Below are 15,758 nucleotides of genomic sequence, written 5' to 3'. Positions count from 1 at the left end.
ACGCGTCTGCGGCCTTTCGTCGGCTGAGCGCGCAGTTCCCCGCGCCCCTAGCAGGACCTAGATCACCGGCGCCGCGAGGTCAGACGTTGAAGCCAAGCGCGCGCAGCTGCTCGCGGCCCTCGTCCGTGATCTTGTCCGGGCCCCACGGCGGCATCCAGACCCAGTTGATCCGCAGCTCGTTGACGATGCCGTCGGTGGCGGACTTCGCCTGGTCCTCGATGACGTCGGTCAGCGGGCAGGCCGCCGACGTCAGCGTCATGTCGATCGTCGCGATGTTCGCGTCGTCGATGTGGATGCCGTAGATCAGGCCCAGGTTCACGACGTCGATGCCCAGCTCGGGGTCGACGACGTCGTACAGCGCCTCGCGGACCTCCTCCTCGGAGGCCGGCTTCATCTCCACTGCCGTGCTGTCACTCATGCGGTCTTCGCCTCCTCCGCGAAAGCTTGTGCTGTCGCGTCCTTCCACGCCATCCAGCTCAGGAGGGCGCACTTCACTCGGGCCGGGTACTTGGAGACCCCGGCGAACGCGACGGCGTCCTCCAGGAGCTCCTCCATCGTGTCGTCCGGCTCGATCTGGCCCCTGGACTGCATCAGCTCCAGAAACGTCTCCTGGACCTTCCGCGCGTCCGCCAGCTCCTTGCCGACCAGCAGGTCGTTCAGCACGGAGGCCGATGCCTGGCTGATGGAACAGCCCTGGCCCTCGTAGCTCACATCCTCGATCGTCTCGCCGTCGTACTTCACGCGCAGCGTGATCTCGTCGCCGCACGTCGGATTGACGTGATGCACCTCGGCGTCGCCGTCCCGCAAGCCCCGCCCGTGGGGGTGCTTGTAGTGGTCCAGGATGACTTCCTGGTACATGGAATCCAGCTTCATCAGTGACCGTCCTGCCCGCTACCCGAAGAAGTTCCGTACGTGCTCCAGGCCGTCGACCAGAGCGTCGATCTCGCCGGGCGTGGAGTACAGATAGAACGACGCTCGCGTGGTCGCAGGAATTCCGTACCGCAGGCAGACCGGCCGCGCGCAGTGGTGTCCGACCCGGACCGCGATGCCCTGCTCGTCGAGGACCTGGCCCACGTCGTGCGGGTGGATGTCACCGAGCGTGAAGGAGATCGCGGCGCCGCGCTCCTCGGCCGTCGTCGGACCGATGATCTTGAGGTCCGGGACGTCGTGGAACCGCTTCACGGCGTACTCGGTGAGCGCCTGCTCGTGCCGCAGCACGTTCTCCATGCCGATCGCGCTGAGGTAGTCGATCGCCGCGCCCAGACCGATGGCCTGCGAGATCGGCGGTGTACCGGCCTCGAACTTGTGCGGCGCGGGAGCGTAGGTGGACGAGTGCATCGAGACCGTCTCGATCATCTCGCCGCCGCCCAGGAACGGCGGCAGGTCCTCGAGGAGCTCCTGCCGGCCCCACAGCACACCGATGCCGGTCGGGCCGCACATCTTGTGACCGGTGAAGGCCACGAAGTCCGCCTGGAGCGCCTGCACGTCCAGCGGCATGTGCGGCGCGGCCTGCGAGGCGTCGATGAGGACGAGCGCGCCCACCTCCTGGGCGCGGCGCACGATGGCCTCGACCGGGTTGTGGGTACCGAGGATGTTCGAGACGAGCACGAACGAGACGATCTTCGTCTTCTCGGTGATGACCTCGTCGATGTTGGACAGGTCGAGGCGGCCGTCGTCGGTGAGGCCGAACCACTTCAGCTTCGCGCCGGTGCGCTGCGAGAGCAGCTGCCACGGCACGATGTTGGAGTGGTGCTCCATCTCCGTGATGACGATCTCGGTCTCGTGATCGACCTTGTACGGCTCGTCCGCCCAGCCCAGCATGTTGGCGACGAGGTTGAGCGACTCCGAGGCGTTCTTCGTGAAGATGACCTCGTCGCGGCTCGGCGCGTTGATGAACGCGGCGACCTTGTCGCGCGCGCCCTCGTACAGCGCCGTGGCCTCCTCGGCCAGCACGTGGACGCCGCGGTGGACGTTGGCATTGTGCTGCTCGTAGTACTCGCTGAGCACGTCGAGGACCTGGCGCGGCGTCTGGCTCGTCGCCGCGTTGTCCAGGTACACGAGCTTCTTGCCGTCGTGGAGCACCCGGTCCAGGATCGGGAAGTCCTTGCGGATCGCCTCGGTGTCGAGGAGGCCGGTGAGCCCCTGGTGGGCCACTGTCACGCTGATACGCCGCCCTTCGTGTACTTCTCGTAGCCCTCGGCCTCAAGAGTGTCGGCCAGCTCGGGACCGCCGGACTCGACGATCTTGCCCGCCGAGAAGACGTGCACGTAGTCCGGCTTGATGTAGCGCAGGATGCGCGTGTAGTGCGTGATCAGCAGGGTGCCGACCTCACCGGTGTCGCGGACGCGGTTGACGCCGTCCGAGACCTGGCGCAGGGCGTCGACGTCGAGGCCGGAGTCGGTCTCGTCGAGGATCGCGATCTTCGGCTTGAGGAGCTCCATCTGGAGGATCTCGTGGCGCTTCTTCTCACCGCCGGAGAAGCCCTCGTTCACGTTGCGCTCGGCGAAGGCGGGGTCCATCTGGAGCGTCTCCATCGCGGACTTGACCTCCTTCACCCAGGTGCGCAGCTTGGGGGCCTCGCCGCGGATCGCGGTGGCGGAGGAGCGCAGGAAGTTGGAGACCGAGACGCCGGGGACCTCGACCGGGTACTGCATGGCCAGGAACATGCCGGCGCGGGCGCGCTCGTCGACGGACATCTCCAGGACGTCCTCGCCGTCGAGGGTGACGGTGCCCTGCGTGATCGTGTACTTGGGGTGACCCGCGATGGAGTAGGCGAGCGTCGACTTGCCGGAGCCGTTCGGGCCCATGATGGCGTGCGTCTCGCCCTGCTTCACGGTGAGGTCGACGCCCTTGAGGATCTCCTTCGTGGCGTTGTCGGCCTCGACGGTGACGTGCAGGTCTCGGATTTCAAGCGTTGCCATGGGTGCCTCAGGACTCCTGGGTGAGGGAGACGAGAACGTCGTCCCCTTCGATGTGTACGGGGTATACGGGGACAGGACGCGTCGCGGGAAGACCGGACGGCTTGCCGGTGCGCAGGTCGAAGGCGGATCCGTGCAGCCAGCACTCGATCTGGCAGTCCTCCACCTCGCCTTCGGAGAGCGACACGTTCGCGTGGCTGCAGATGTCGTTGATCGCGAACACCTCGCCCTCGGTGCGGACGACCGAGACCGGCGTGCCGTCGAGCTCCACCCGCTTGGGGGTGGAGTCCTCCAGCTCGCTCAGCCCACAGGCCCGAACGAATCGAGCACGGTCGACAGCCATCAGACAGCGGCCTCCAGCTCGGCCGCGATCTTCGCGAGCAGGCGCTCCTCGATGTCCGGGACACCGATCTGCTGGACCAGCTCGGCGAAGAAGCCGCGCACGACGAGGCGGCGCGCCTCGTCCGCGGGGATGCCGCGGGCCATCAGGTAGAAGAGCTGCTCGTCGTCGAAGCGGCCGGTGGCGGAGGCGTGACCGGCGCCGACGATCTCGCCGGTCTCGATCTCCAGGTTCGGCACGGAGTCGACGCGGGCGCCGTCGGTCAGAACCAGGTTCCGGTTCATCTCGTACGTGTCCGTGCCCTCGGCGGCGGCCTCGATGAGGACGTCACCGATCCACACGGCGTGCGCGTCCTCGCCCTGGAGCGCGCCCTTGTAGACGACGTTCGACTTGCAGTGCGGCATGTTGTGGTCGACCAGGAGGCGGTGCTCCTGGTGCTGGCCCGCGTCGGTGAAGTACAGGCCGAACAGCTCGGCCTCGCCACCGGTGGCCGCGTACTGCACGCGCGGGTGCAGGCGGACCACGTCACCGCCGAAGGTGACGACGACGGACTTGAAGGAGGCGTCGCGGCCGACCAGCGCGTTGTGCTGCGCGACGTGGACGGCCTTGTCGTCCCAGTCCTGGACGGAGACGACGGTCAGCTTCGCGCCGTCACCGAGCAGGTAGTCGACGTTGGCGGCGAGCACCGCGTCGCCCGTGTGGTCGAGGATGACGACGGCCTCGGCGAACGCGCCCAGCTCGATGACCTGATGGCCGTAGGCGATGCCGCCCTCGCCGTGCACGCGGATCCGGATCGGCTCGGAGAGCACCGTCTCCTTGGGCACGGAGACGACGGACGCCTGCTCGAACGCCGAGTACGCCTGCGCGGCGACGCGGTCGACGGGCTTGCCGGCCTTGCCGATGCGGGCGTCGTCCCGGCCCACGGTGGTGACGGCGACGCCGGCCGGCGCCTCCACGTCGACCTTGACGCCGGTGCCGGTGGCGACGGCGGTGCCGTCGTGCAGCCCGCGCAGCCGCTCCAGCGGCGTGAACCGCCACTCCTCCTCACGGCCGTGCGGGACCGGGAAGGCCTCGACGTCGTAGGACGGGGGCGCGCTCATGCGCGTGGCGACGGTCGACTCGGCGGCCACCGCGATGGTTCCAGCGGTCGTGGAACCGACCGGGATGTTCTGAGCCTCAGCCATGGCTGTCGTAGCGCTCGCTTTCTTACGTAAGTGGCTTGACGGATGGTTCGGGTGGCTGGGATCAGCCGACCGAGCCCTCCATCTGCAGCTCGATCAGCCGGTTGAGCTCGAGCGCGTACTCCATGGGCAGCTCCTTGGCGATCGGCTCGACGAAGCCGCGCACGATCATCGCCATGGCCTCGAACTCGCTCAGACCGCGGCTCATCAGGTAGAAGAGCTGGTCCTCGGAGACCTTGGAGACGGTCGCCTCGTGACCCATCGAGACGTCGTCCTCGCGGACGTCGACGTACGGGTACGTGTCGGAGCGGGAGATCGTGTCGACGAGCAGCGCGTCGCACAGCACGTTCGACTTCGAACCGGGGGCGCCCTCACCGATCTCGACGAGACCGCGGTAGGAGGTGCGGCCACCGCCGCGCGCCACGGACTTCGAGACGATGTTGGACGACGTGTTCGGCGCCATGTGGACCATCTTGGAGCCGGCGTCCTGGTGCTGGCCCTCGCCCGCGAAGGCGATGGACAGCGTCTCGCCCTTGGCGTGCTCGCCCATCAGGTAGACGGCCGGGTACTTCATGGTGACCTTGGAGCCGATGTTGCCGTCGATCCACTCCATGGTCGCGCCCTCGTACGCCACGGCGCGCTTGGTGACCAGGTTGTAGACGTTGTTCGACCAGTTCTGGATGGTCGTGTAACGGCAGCGGGCGCCCTTCTTGACGATGATCTCGACGACCGCGGAGTGCAGCGAGTCGCTCTTGTAGATCGGCGCGGTGCAGCCCTCGACGTAGTGGACGTAGGCGTCCTCGTCGACGATGATCAGCGTCCGCTCGAACTGGCCCATGTTCTCCGTGTTGATACGGAAGTAGGCCTGGAGCGGGATCTCGACGTGCACGCCCTTCGGCACGTAGATGAAGGAGCCACCCGACCACACGGCGGTGTTCAGCGCGGCGAACTTGTTGTCGCCGGCCGGGATGACGGTCCCGAAGTACTCCTTGAAGAGCTCCGGGTGCTCCTTCAGAGCGGTGTCGGTGTCGAGGAAGATGACGCCCTGCTCCTCCAGGTCCTCGCGGATCTGGTGGTAGACGACCTCGGACTCGTACTGGGCCGCGACACCGGCGACGAGGCGCTGCTTCTCCGCCTCGGGGATGCCGAGCTTGTCGTACGTGTTCTTGATGTCCTCGGGCAGGTCCTCCCAGGACTCCGCCTGCTTCTCCGTGGAGCGCACGAAGTACTTGATGTTGTCGAAGTCGATCCCCGACAGGTCCGAGCCCCAGTTCGGCATGGGCTTCTTGCCGAAGAGCTTGAGGCCCTTGAGACGGAGCTTGGTCATCCACTCCGGCTCGGACTTCTTGGACGAGATGTCCTTGACGACGTCCTCGTTGATGCCGCGCTTGGCAGAGGCACCGGCCGCGTCGGAGTCTGCCCAGCCGTATTCGTACTTGCCCAGGCCCTCGAGCTCGGGGTGGGCAGTCTCCTCGATGGGGAGAGTCATGCGGGGTTCCTCCCGGCGGTGCGTGCAGATGCGTTGGTATCGGTCTTCGGGGTGTTCTTGCTGTACTTCACATTGCTCTGCGGGATGAACGTCGTGCAGACGCCGTCGCCGTGAGCGATGGTGGCCAGCCGCTGCACGTGCGTGCCGAGGAGCTGCGAGAACATCTCCGTCTCGGCCTCGCACAGCTGCGGGAACTGCTCGGCGACGTGGGCGACCGGGCAGTGGTGCTGGCAGAGCTGCTCGCCCTGTTGCGGGAGGGGCGCGCTGCGCGCCGTAGCAGCGTACCCGTCCGCGCTCAGCGCCTTGGCCAGCGCTGCGGTCCGTCCGCCGGGCGGTGCGCCCTCCACCGCCGCGCGGTAGGCCTCGGCCTGCGCGGCGATCCGGGCGCGGGCGAAGGCGACGACCGCCTCGTCCCCGCCGGGCCGCTCCTGGATCCAGCGGATCGCGTCCGCGGCGAGCTTGTCGTAGGACTGGTCGAAGGCGTCACGGCCGCAGTCGGTCAGCGCGAACACCTTGGCGGGGCGGCCGCGCGTACGCGCTCCGTAGACCCGCTGTTCCCGCGCCACCACCACGTCGTCGGCCACGAGGGCGTCGAGGTGGCGGCGGACGGCGGCCTGGGTGAGGCCGAGGCGTCCGGCGAGATCGGCGACGGTGGACGGGCCGTGGTCCAGGATGGACCGCGCGACCCGGTTCCGCGTCGAACGGTCCGAGCGGATCCCAGTCGCGAGCTCTTCCTGAGGTGCCCCCATGGGTGCCTCCTGAGCCTCGCCGACGTTTTTCACAACGCCATTGTTGCGTAATTCCTCAGAGCCTGACAAGCGGAGTCCCGATCAGTCCCCGGTGCGGTACATCACTTAGGTAAACCTAAGTAGACACGCGGCGTGACCTGCGGAAACGATCTTTGATCGATCAGCCGCCGACGGCCCCGCCCCGAAATTGCGTGGCATCCGACCGGTCCCGCCGGGACACTGCCGACCATGCCCGCACCCCTGCCCACCGGCCCTCTCGTCACCCGCGCCTCCCTCGCGTGCGACCTCCGCGCGCTCGGCGTCAGGAGCGGCGAGACCCTCCTCGCGCACTCCTCCCTCAGCAGCCTCGGCTGGGTCAACGGCGGCCGGGTCGCCGTCGTCCAGGCCCTCCTCGACGTGCTCGGCGAGGACGGCACGCTGGTGGTGCCCGCGGAGTCCGGGGACCTCTCCGACCCGGCGCACTGGATCGACCCGCCGGTCCCGGAGCAGTGGTGGGAGACGGTCCGGGCCACCATGCCCGCCTACGACCCGCGGACCACGCCCACCCGCTCCATCGGCGTGATCCCGGAGACCGTACGGACCTGGCCCGGCGCCCTGCGCAGCGCGCACCCTCTGACCTCGTTCGCCGCGCTCGGCCCGCGCGCCGCGGAGATCGTCGAGGGCCATGCCGCCGACTGCCGTCTCGGCGACCGCAGCCCACTGGGCCGTCTGGAGGAACGCGGCGCGCGCGTGCTCATGCTCGGCACGGCCTACGGGGCCTGCACCGGCTTCCACCTGGCCGAGTACCGCGTCCCGCACGCCTTCGAGGACGCCGGACGTCCCGGCCCGGCCGGCTGGGAGCACGTCACCGAGGTGGCGATCAGCGCGGACCGCTTCGACGAGCTCGGCGCGGCCTTCGAACGGGACGCCCCCGTCGTCCCCGGCCGGGTCGGCGCCGCGCAGAGCCGCCTGTTCCCCCTCGCGGACGCGGTGGCGTACGCACAGAGCTGGCTGCCCGTGCACCGCCCGTGCCTCCAGGGCCGCTCCGGTGCCGGTCGACCCGGCCACCCGGGAGCCGTGGCCCGTCCCTAGACTTGCCCACCATGCGAAGCGATCCCGTCGTCCGGATCACGAGTCTGGTGAAGCGGTACGGAAACAAGACCGCGGTCGACGGCCTCGACCTGGAGACCGGCCCCGGCATCACGGCCGTCCTCGGCCCGAACGGTGCGGGCAAGACCACCACCATCGAGACCTGCGAGGGCTATCGCAGGCCGGACTCGGGCACCGTCCGCGTCCTCGGCCTCGACCCGGTCAAACAGGCCGCCCGGCTGCGCCCGCGCATCGGCGTGATGCTGCAGTCCGGCGGCGTCTACTCGGGCGCCCGCGCCGACGAGATGCTCCGCCACATCGCGAAGCTGCACGCCCACCCGCTCGACGTGGACGCCCTCATCGAGCGCCTCGGGCTCGGCTCCTGCGGCCGTACGACGTACCGGCGCCTGTCCGGCGGCCAGCAGCAGCGCCTCGCCCTGGCGATGGCGGTGGTCGGCCGGCCCGAACTCGTCTTCCTCGACGAGCCGACCGCGGGCCTCGACCCGCAGGCCCGCCGCGCCACCTGGGAACTGGTCGGGGACCTGCGCTCCGACGGCGTCTCCGTCATCCTCACCACGCACTACATGGACGAGGCCGAGCAGCTCGCCGACGCCGTGGCCATCGTCGACGCCGGCAAGGTCATCGCGCAGGGCTCCCCGGAGGAGCTCTGCCGCGGCGGCGCCGAGAACACGCTGCGCTTCACCGGCCGCCCCGGCCTGGACGTGGCCTCGCTCCTCAAGGCCCTGCCCGCCGACTCCGCGGCCGCCGAACTGACCCCGGGCTCCTACCGCGTCGCCGGCAAGATCGATCCCCAGCTCCTCGCGACGGTCACCTCCTGGTGCGCCCAGCACGGCGTGATGCCGGACAAGATCTCCGTGGAGCGCCACACCCTCGAAGACGTCTTCCTCGAACTGACCGGCAAGGAGCTGCGCGGATGAGCACCGATCCGACCTCACCGGCCGGGGGTCCGGGGGTTGCCCCCGGGAAGGCACAGCCTCGAACTGACCGGCAAGGAGCTGCGCGGATGAGCGCCGGTACGTATGCCCCGAGCCCCGGCGGGGCACCGCTGGGCCGCATGATCGCCGCGCAGGCCGCGCTCGAGACCAAGATGCTGCTCCGCAACGGCGAACAGCTTCTCCTCACCGTCGTCATCCCCACCCTCCTGCTGGTCCTGTTCTCCGCGGTCGACATCGTGGACACCGGCTCCGGCAAGGCGGTCGACTTCCTGACGCCGGGCATCCTCGCGCTCGCGGTGATGTCGACGGCCTTCACCGGGCAGGCCATCGCGACGGGCTTCGAGCGCCGCTACGGCGTCCTCAAGCGGCTCGGCGCCTCCCCGCTCCCCCGCTGGGCCCTGATGGCGGCCAAGACCCTCTCGGTCCTGGTCACCGAGGTCCTTCAGGTCGTCCTCCTCACGGTCATCGCGTTCGCCCTGGGCTGGTCCCCGCACGGCAACCCCTTCGCCGTGCTCCTCCTTCTGGTCCTCGGCACCGCCGCCTTCTCCGGCCTCGGCCTGCTCATGGCCGGCACGCTCAAGGCGGAGGCCACGCTCGCCGCGGCCAACCTGGTCTTCCTGCTCCTGCTCGTCGGCGGCGGCGTCATCGTTCCGCTCGACAAGTTCCCCGACGCCGCCCAGTCGGTTCTCGGCCTGCTTCCCATCTCGGCGCTCTCCGACGGCCTGCGCGACGTCCTCCAGCACGGTGCCTCGATGCCCTGGGGCGACCTGGGCGTCCTCGCCGTCTGGGCGGTCCTCGGCCTCGGCGCGGCGGGCCGGTTCTTCCGCTGGGAATGAACGCCGGGGTGTGAGCGCCGGAGTCGTAACGCGCGTCACAGATGGCCCACTTACGTCCCCCTCGTGAAGGCGTGCACAAGCGGCCCCCTACGATGGGGCCCGTGCCAAACGTGACCCGCACCGACGCCGTCCAGGCGCTCCGCAACCCGCTTCGCTTCATCGCCGAGCGCTGGACCCCCACGCAGCGGACCGTCCGGAGGGCGGCCCTCTCCGCCGTCCTCATGACGGTGGTCATCGTCGTGACCGGCGGCGCGGTGCGCCTGACCGGGTCGGGCCTCGGCTGCCCGACCTGGCCCAAGTGCACCGACCAGTCGCTGACGACGACGAGCGAGATGGGCTTCCACGGAGTCATCGAGTTCGGCAACCGCATGCTCACCTACGTGCTGTGCGCCGCGGTCGGCTGGGCGATCATCGCCGCCCGCTCGCAGAAGCCGTGGCGGCGCTCGCTGACCCGGCTCGGCTGGGTCCAGTTCTGGATCGTCATGGGCAACGCGGTGCTCGGCGGCATCGTCGTCCTGGTCGGCCTCAACCCGTACACGGTCGCGGCCCACTTCATCCTCACCACCGCTCTCCTCACGGTCGCCGTGCTGATGTGGCAGCGCACCCGCGAGGGCGACACGGAGCCGCGTCCGCTGGTCGGCACCTCCATCAAGCAGCTCGTCTGGTTCCTGGTCGTGGCGTCGGCCCTCCTCATCGCCGTCGGCACGGTGGTGACCGGCGCGGGCCCGCATGCCGGTGACTCCAGCGACGTCCACCGGATGCCGCTCGACTGGGAGATGGTCGCCAAGGGCCACGCGGTCCTGGCCTGGATCGTGGTGACGCTGACCTTCGCCCTCTGGTTCGTCCTGAAGGCCGTCGACGCCCCCAAGGGCCCGCTGCACCGCACCCGCGACCTGTTCCTGATCCTGCTCGCCCAGGGCGTCATCGGCTACGTCCAGTACTTCACGGACCTGCCCGAGGTCCTGGTCGGTCTGCACATGCTCGGTTCGGCGCTGGTCTGGATCGGCGTGGTGCGCGTCGCCCTGTCCCTGCGGGAACGCCCGCACTCGGCGGCGGACATCCCGGCGCAGACGGACCCGGAGCTCTCGACCGTCTGACGCGGGGTCACGCGCCCCCGGCCACGGAGCCGGTCAGCCGCCCGCGCCCCCGGCCTCTAGGCCGTAGACCCGTGCCGCCGTCCCCGCCGCGATCATCGTCGCGACCCGCTGCGCGTCGCCGAGGGACCAGGCGCCCTCGGAGACCCAGCCGCCGAGCACCCGGGCCAGCGCGTCGCGGAACAGTCGGGCGCCCACCACGTGCAGTTCCGGGAGGCCGTGGGCCCCGCTGGAGAACAGCAGCTTGCCGAACGGGGCCAGTTCGAGGATCTCCGCGAGGACCGCGGCGGCCCGGGCCCCGGTCCGGGCGAGCGCCGGGCCCAGGTCGGCGTAGACGTGCGGGAAGATCCCGGCCAGATGAGCGGCGTGGCGGCGGTACGGGTAGCCGTGCAGCAGGATCAGGTCGGTGCCCAGACCGGCCGTGGCCCGCGCGAAGTCCGTCAGCAGTACCGGGTCCGTGCGGTCGATCCGCAGCCCCGGCTCGCCGAGCCCGGCGTGCAGTTGCAGCGGGCGGCCCGAAGCCACCGCGATCCACAGCAGATGGCGCAGCAGGACCGGATCCGTCAGCGGCCCGCCCACGATGCGCCCCGCGAGCCAGCGGCCCGCCGCGCCCCGCACTTCGCCGGGCCCCGGCGGCTGCGGTGCGAGGGCGAGTCCATGGCGTACGCCCGCGACCGAGGTGAAGGCGACGGCGTCGGCGGCCGCGGCGTGCACGGATTCGGCGAGGTTCGCGAGGAAGGACTCCACGGTCCCCGAGGTGTCCGCGACCTGCTCGGCCAGCAGTTCGAGGCGGACGATCTCGTGCGCGTCCGCCGCTGCCGCGCGGGCCAGCTCGGCGGGCCCGGTCAGATCGCCGGGCAGCCCCGTGTCCACGAGGAACGTGGTGATGCCGCTGCCGCGCAGGAGCCGGCGGCCCGCTTCCATGACCCCGAGCTCGCGGCGCCTGGCCAGATAGCGGGCGGGCGCGCAGTGGGGCTCCAGGCCGAGCAGGGGCGGGCACCAGCGGCGTATCGCGAACCCGGTCTGGGTGTCGAAGAAGGTGGTGCCGGACGCGGGCGGGCCCTCGCCCCGGCCGAGGTGGGTTTCGAACGTGCCGAGGCCCAGTTCCGTACGCAGCACCCCGTGGCAGTACTGATCCACCAGGGACGGCGTTTCGATCATCCGGGGCTCCCGTTGACGGACCGTGCGCGTACAGTCCTAACGGGTGAACGGGCGCCTGGTGTTGCTCAACCGCGAGTCGTACACCTGCGCCCATGCACCCCACGGGCCCGGCGTCAGCCGCCGAGCTGGATGCCGGCCATCCGCTTCCACTCGTAGGGGCCGGTCTCCACCTTCGCGGCGAATTCGCCGTCGAAGTCCTCGTGGACCGTGATGCCGGCCTTCTCGACCGCCTTCTGCGCGACCTCGTACGTGGTGGCCACCAGGTCGCCCCAGCCGCCGTCCTCGCCGACGAGGACGATGCGGGTGCCGCGCTCCCCGAGGTACGCCAGCTGCCCTTCGGCGCCACCGTGCGCCTTGGCGAACGCTCCGATGTCCTTGGCCAGCCGGGCCGCCCGGCGCTCGTCCTTCGCCGCCCGACGGGGCGTCTCCACCGCTTGAGTCTCTGCCATGGACAGGATGCTACCGACGAGTAGCGAAACTGGCGATGGGTGGGGTGCGTGGCCTGGGCCACGCACCCCACCCATCGGGAAGCGTTCGTTCGGGAAAACGCGCTCAGCGCAGGAAGGGGTCGACCGCCACCGCGACGAAGAGCAGCGAGACGTAGGTGATCGACCAGTGGAAGAGCCGCATCTCCTTGAGCTTGCCGCCCGTGACCTCGGCCTTGGCGCGGTTCTGCAGCCCGTGCGCCTCCCACAGCCAGAAGCCGCCCGCCAGGAGCGCGACCACCGTGTAGAACCAGCCCGTGTAGCCCAGCGGCGTCAGCAGCAGCGAGACCGCGACCATCATCCAGCTGTAGAGGACGATCTGCCGGGCCACCACCTTGTTGGAGGCGATGACCGGGAGCATCGGCACGCCGACGCGCGCGTAGTCGTCCTTCACCTTCATGGACAGCGGCCAGTAGTGCGGCGGCGTCCAGAAGAACATCACCAGGAAGAGGATGACCGGCGCCCACGACATGGAGTCGGTCACCGACGACCAGCCGATGAGGACGGGCAGGCAGCCCGCGATACCGCCCCACACGATGTTCTGCGACGTACGCCGCTTCAGGATCATCGTGTAGACGACCACATAGAAGAGGAGCGCGCCCAGCGACAGCCAGGCCGACAGCCAGTTGACCGCGAAGCCGAAGAGCAGCGTGGAGATCACCGCGAGGGAGATGCCGAAGACCAGGCATTCGGCCGGGCTCACCATGCCGGTGACCAGGGGCCGCTGCGACGTCCGGTCCATGAGGGCGTCGATGTCGCGGTCGTACCACATGTTCAGCGCGTTGGCGCCGCCCGCGGAGAGGTAACCGCCGAGGCAGGTGATCAGCACCAGCTTCAGGTCCGGTACACCTTGCTCGGCGAGGAACATCACCGGCACCGTGGTGATGAGCAGAAGCTCGATGATCCGCGGCTTGGTCAGCGCCACGAACGCCTTGACACGGGCCCCGAACGGCCGCTGGCCCCGGCTGCTGCTCGTGCTGCTCGTCCCGAGCGCTCCCGGTGGACGGGATTCGACGGCCGTCACGCACACCCCTGAGGAAGACTCCAGCGAGCCCCAAGCAGTCCACTTGGATGTGAAGTCCCGGTAAAGGCTCGCGCTTACCACGCCACTGTAGACGTTGCCTATACCTCGCCCTTCGCGGGGGTGGGGTCGTGTTGGGCGGCTCCTCCAGATGAGCTTTTACGCCTGCGGATGAGCCCCCGGATGAGCGGCCCCGTATTCAGGTGAGGAACCGCGTCGATCCTTGTCAGGAGGCGGATCGAGCAGACTCCCGGCAGTCTGGAATGACTCGAAAGAATGCTTGTTGCAGCAAGGGTAGGCTCGACAACGGCCGGTGAGACCGACGTCACCGGTACTAGCCATGTGGAAAGGAGCCCTGACTCAGGGTGAGCACCAAGCCGACCACCACTGACCTCGAGTGGACCGATGTGGACCAGCGGGCCGTAGACACCGCGCGCGTCCTGGCCGCCGACGCCGTACAGAAGGTCGGCAACGGCCATCCCGGTACGGCGATGAGCCTGGCCCCGGCCGCGTACACCCTCTTCCAGAAGGTGATGCGGCACGACCCGGCGGACGCCGACTGGGTCGGCCGCGACCGGTTCGTCCTGTCCGCGGGCCACTCGTCCCTGACCCTCTACATCCAGCTCTACCTGGCCGGTTTCGGCCTGGAGCTGGACGATCTGAAGTCGTTCCGTACCTGGGGTTCCAAGACCCCCGGCCACCCGGAGTACGGCCACACCACGGGCGTCGAGACGACCACGGGCCCGCTGGGCCAGGGTGTCGCCAACGCGGTGGGCATGGCGATGGCCGCTCGCTACGAGCGCGGTCTGTTCGACCCGGAGGCCGCCGCGGGCACCTCCCCGTTCGACCACTTCATCTACGCGATCGCCGGTGACGGCTGCCTCCAGGAGGGCATCTCCTCCGAGGCGTCCTCGCTCGCGGGCCACCAGAAGCTCGGCAACCTGGTCCTGCTGTGGGACGACAACCACATCTCGATCGAGGGCGACACCGAGACCGCGGTCTCCGAGGACACCTGCAAGCGCTACGAGGCGTACGGCTGGCACGTCCAGCGCGTCGCCGCGAAGCCGGACGGCGACCTCGACCACGAGGCGATCTACAACGCCATCGAGGCGGCGAAGAAGGTCACGGACAAGCCGTCCTTCATCGCGATGCGCTCGATCATCGCCTGGCCCGCCCCGAACGCGCAGAACACCGAGGCCGCGCACGGCTCGGCGCTCGGCGACGACGAGGTGGCCGCCACCAAGCGCGTGCTCGGCTTCGACCCCGAGAAGACTTTCGAGGTCTCCGACGAGGTCATCGGCCACACCCGCAAGGCCCTCGGCCGCGGCGCCCAGGCCAAGGCCGAGTGGGAGAAGTCGTTCCAGGAGTGGCGTTCGGCCAACCCGGAGCGCGCCGCCGAGTTCGACCGCATCAACGCGGGCGAGCTGCCGGCCGGCTGGGAGGAGAAGCTCCCGGCGTTCGAGACGGGCAAGGGTGTGGCCACGCGCGCCGCGTCCGGCAAGGTCCTCCAGGCCCTCGGCCCGGTCATCCCGGAGCTGTGGGGCGGCTCGGCCGACCTCGCGGGCTCGAACAACACGACGATCGACAAGACGTCGTCCTTCCTTCCGGAAGGGAACACGCTGCCGGAGGCCGACCCGTACGGCCGCACGATCCACTTCGGCATCCGCGAGCACTCCATGGCCGCGGAGATGAACGGCATCGCGCTGCACGGCCACACCCGTATCTATGGCGGCACGTTCCTGACGTTCTCCGACTACATGCGCAACTCCGTGCGCCTGTCGGCCCTGATGCACCTGCCGGTCACGTACGTGTGGACGCACGACTCCATCGGCCTCGGTGAGGACGGCCCGACGCACCAGCCGGTCGAGCACATCGCGTCGCTGCGCGCCATCCCGGGCCTGAACGTGGTCCGCCCGGCCGACGCGAACGAGACGGCGATCGCCTGGCGCGAGATCCTCAAGCGCGGCAAGAAGGACTACGGCAAGAGCGCCCCGCACGGTCTGGTCCTGACCCGTCAGGGCGTACCGACGTACGACGCGAACGAGGACACCGTCAAGGGTGGCTACGTTCTGGTCGAGGCGTCGAAGGCCACGCCGGACCTCATTCTCATCGCCACCGGTTCCGAGGTGCAGCTCGCCGTCGAGGCGCGCGAGACCCTGGAGACGGAGGGTGTCGCCACGCGTGTCGTGTCGATGCCGTCGGTCGAGTGGTTCGAGGAGCAGGACCAGGGGTACCGGGAGAGCGTCCTGCCGTCCGCGGTCAGGGCCCGGGTCGCCGTCGAGGCCGGCATCGGTCTGACGTGGCACAAGTACGTCGGCGACGCCGGCCGCATCGTTTCGCTGGAGCACTACGGTGCTTCGGCCGACGGCAAGGTGCTCTTCAAGGAGTTCGGTTTCACTGCCGAGAACGTGGCGGCCAAGGCCCGGGAATCCCTCGCCGCGGCCCAGCGCTGACGCTCGT

16 protein-coding genes are annotated in these 15,758 nt (G+C 69.5%); 5 read left to right on the top strand and 11 right to left on the bottom strand.

Annotated elements, in window-relative coordinates; translation table 11 throughout:
* Positions 1-79: 79 nt before the first annotated feature.
* From ABD366_RS01310 to ABD366_RS01275, 8 genes are all read right to left on the bottom strand, one after another.
* A complete protein-coding gene (locus ABD366_RS01310; protein ID WP_324775488.1) occupies positions 80-418 on the bottom strand; it encodes a metal-sulfur cluster assembly factor in 339 nt (112 codons plus the stop codon).
* Positions 415-873, bottom strand: a complete 459-nt coding sequence (sufU, locus tag ABD366_RS01305; protein ID WP_324775490.1) for a Fe-S cluster assembly sulfur transfer protein SufU — start codon at positions 871-873, stop codon at positions 415-417. Before sufU ends, ABD366_RS01310 begins: the two co-directional genes overlap by 4 nt.
* A gap of 18 nt (positions 874-891) precedes the next feature.
* Positions 892-2,160 carry a cysteine desulfurase gene (locus tag ABD366_RS01300; RefSeq protein ID WP_324775492.1) on the bottom strand — a complete coding sequence of 423 codons (1,269 nt, stop codon included), beginning with the start codon at positions 2,158-2,160 and terminating at the stop codon, positions 892-894.
* Positions 2,157-2,921, bottom strand: a complete 765-nt coding sequence (gene sufC, locus ABD366_RS01295; RefSeq protein WP_324775495.1) for a Fe-S cluster assembly ATPase SufC — start codon at positions 2,919-2,921, stop codon at positions 2,157-2,159. Before sufC ends, ABD366_RS01300 begins: the two co-directional genes overlap by 4 nt.
* Positions 2,922-2,928: 7 nt before the next feature.
* Positions 2,929-3,261, bottom strand: coding sequence for a non-heme iron oxygenase ferredoxin subunit (locus ABD366_RS01290; protein WP_324775497.1), 333 nt, complete (start codon positions 3,259-3,261; stop codon positions 2,929-2,931).
* Entirely contained in the window at positions 3,261-4,442 is a 1,182-nt protein-coding gene (sufD, locus tag ABD366_RS01285) for a Fe-S cluster assembly protein SufD (protein ID WP_324775499.1), read from the bottom strand. The genes ABD366_RS01290 and sufD overlap by 1 nt, the downstream gene beginning before the upstream one ends.
* 61 nt (positions 4,443-4,503) lie before the next feature.
* Positions 4,504-5,928: a Fe-S cluster assembly protein SufB gene (gene sufB, locus ABD366_RS01280; RefSeq protein WP_324775501.1), complete on the bottom strand. Its 1,425-nt coding sequence runs from the start codon at positions 5,926-5,928 to the stop codon at positions 4,504-4,506.
* Positions 5,925-6,710, bottom strand: coding sequence for a helix-turn-helix transcriptional regulator (locus ABD366_RS01275; protein WP_324775504.1), 786 nt, complete (start codon positions 6,708-6,710; stop codon positions 5,925-5,927). Before ABD366_RS01275 ends, sufB begins: the two co-directional genes overlap by 4 nt.
* Before the next feature lie 195 nt (positions 6,711-6,905).
* Between ABD366_RS01275 and ABD366_RS01270 the strand changes: the two genes are divergently transcribed.
* From ABD366_RS01270 to ABD366_RS01255, 4 genes are all read left to right on the top strand, one after another.
* The gene (locus tag ABD366_RS01270; protein ID WP_324775506.1) at positions 6,906-7,748 is read left to right on the top strand and encodes an AAC(3) family N-acetyltransferase; all 843 of its coding nucleotides are present in this window, start codon (positions 6,906-6,908) and stop codon (positions 7,746-7,748) included.
* 11 nt (positions 7,749-7,759) lie between these two features.
* Positions 7,760-8,683, top strand: a complete 924-nt coding sequence (locus ABD366_RS01265; protein WP_324775508.1) for an ABC transporter ATP-binding protein — start codon at positions 7,760-7,762, stop codon at positions 8,681-8,683.
* Positions 8,684-8,769: 86 nt separating this feature from the next.
* On the top strand, positions 8,770-9,537 hold the full coding sequence (locus ABD366_RS01260; RefSeq protein WP_324775510.1) for an ABC transporter permease: 768 nt from the start codon (positions 8,770-8,772) through the stop codon (positions 9,535-9,537).
* Positions 9,538-9,629: 92 nt separating this feature from the next.
* Positions 9,630-10,634: a COX15/CtaA family protein gene (locus ABD366_RS01255; RefSeq protein WP_324775512.1), complete on the top strand. Its 1,005-nt coding sequence runs from the start codon at positions 9,630-9,632 to the stop codon at positions 10,632-10,634.
* 33 nt (positions 10,635-10,667) lie between these two features.
* Here ABD366_RS01255 and ABD366_RS01250 read toward each other — a convergent pair whose 3' ends face one another.
* From ABD366_RS01250 to ABD366_RS01240, 3 genes are all read right to left on the bottom strand, one after another.
* The gene (locus ABD366_RS01250) at positions 10,668-11,792 is read right to left on the bottom strand and encodes an amidohydrolase family protein (RefSeq protein ID WP_324775514.1); all 1,125 of its coding nucleotides are present in this window, start codon (positions 11,790-11,792) and stop codon (positions 10,668-10,670) included.
* 113 nt (positions 11,793-11,905) lie between these two features.
* Positions 11,906-12,241, bottom strand: coding sequence for a hypothetical protein (locus ABD366_RS01245; RefSeq protein WP_324775516.1), 336 nt, complete (start codon positions 12,239-12,241; stop codon positions 11,906-11,908).
* Between the two features lie 103 nt (positions 12,242-12,344).
* Positions 12,345-13,202 (bottom strand): heme o synthase, encoded by an 858-nt coding sequence (locus ABD366_RS01240; RefSeq protein ID WP_324775538.1) that lies wholly within the window; start codon positions 13,200-13,202, stop codon positions 12,345-12,347.
* A gap of 461 nt (positions 13,203-13,663) precedes the next feature.
* Here ABD366_RS01240 and tkt point away from each other — a divergent pair, with 461 nt between their 5' ends.
* Positions 13,664-15,751 carry a transketolase gene (tkt, locus tag ABD366_RS01235; protein WP_324775518.1) on the top strand — a complete coding sequence of 696 codons (2,088 nt, stop codon included), beginning with the start codon at positions 13,664-13,666 and terminating at the stop codon, positions 15,749-15,751.
* Positions 15,752-15,758: the final 7 nt, after the last annotated feature.

This window comes from Streptomyces kunmingensis (assembly GCF_039533535.1).
In the GTDB taxonomy this organism is placed as follows: Bacteria; Actinomycetota; Actinomycetes; order Streptomycetales; family Streptomycetaceae; genus Streptomyces; species Streptomyces kunmingensis.
The sequence above is the reverse complement of the archived record's forward strand: the minus strand, read 5'-3'. Positions and strand labels throughout refer to the sequence as shown.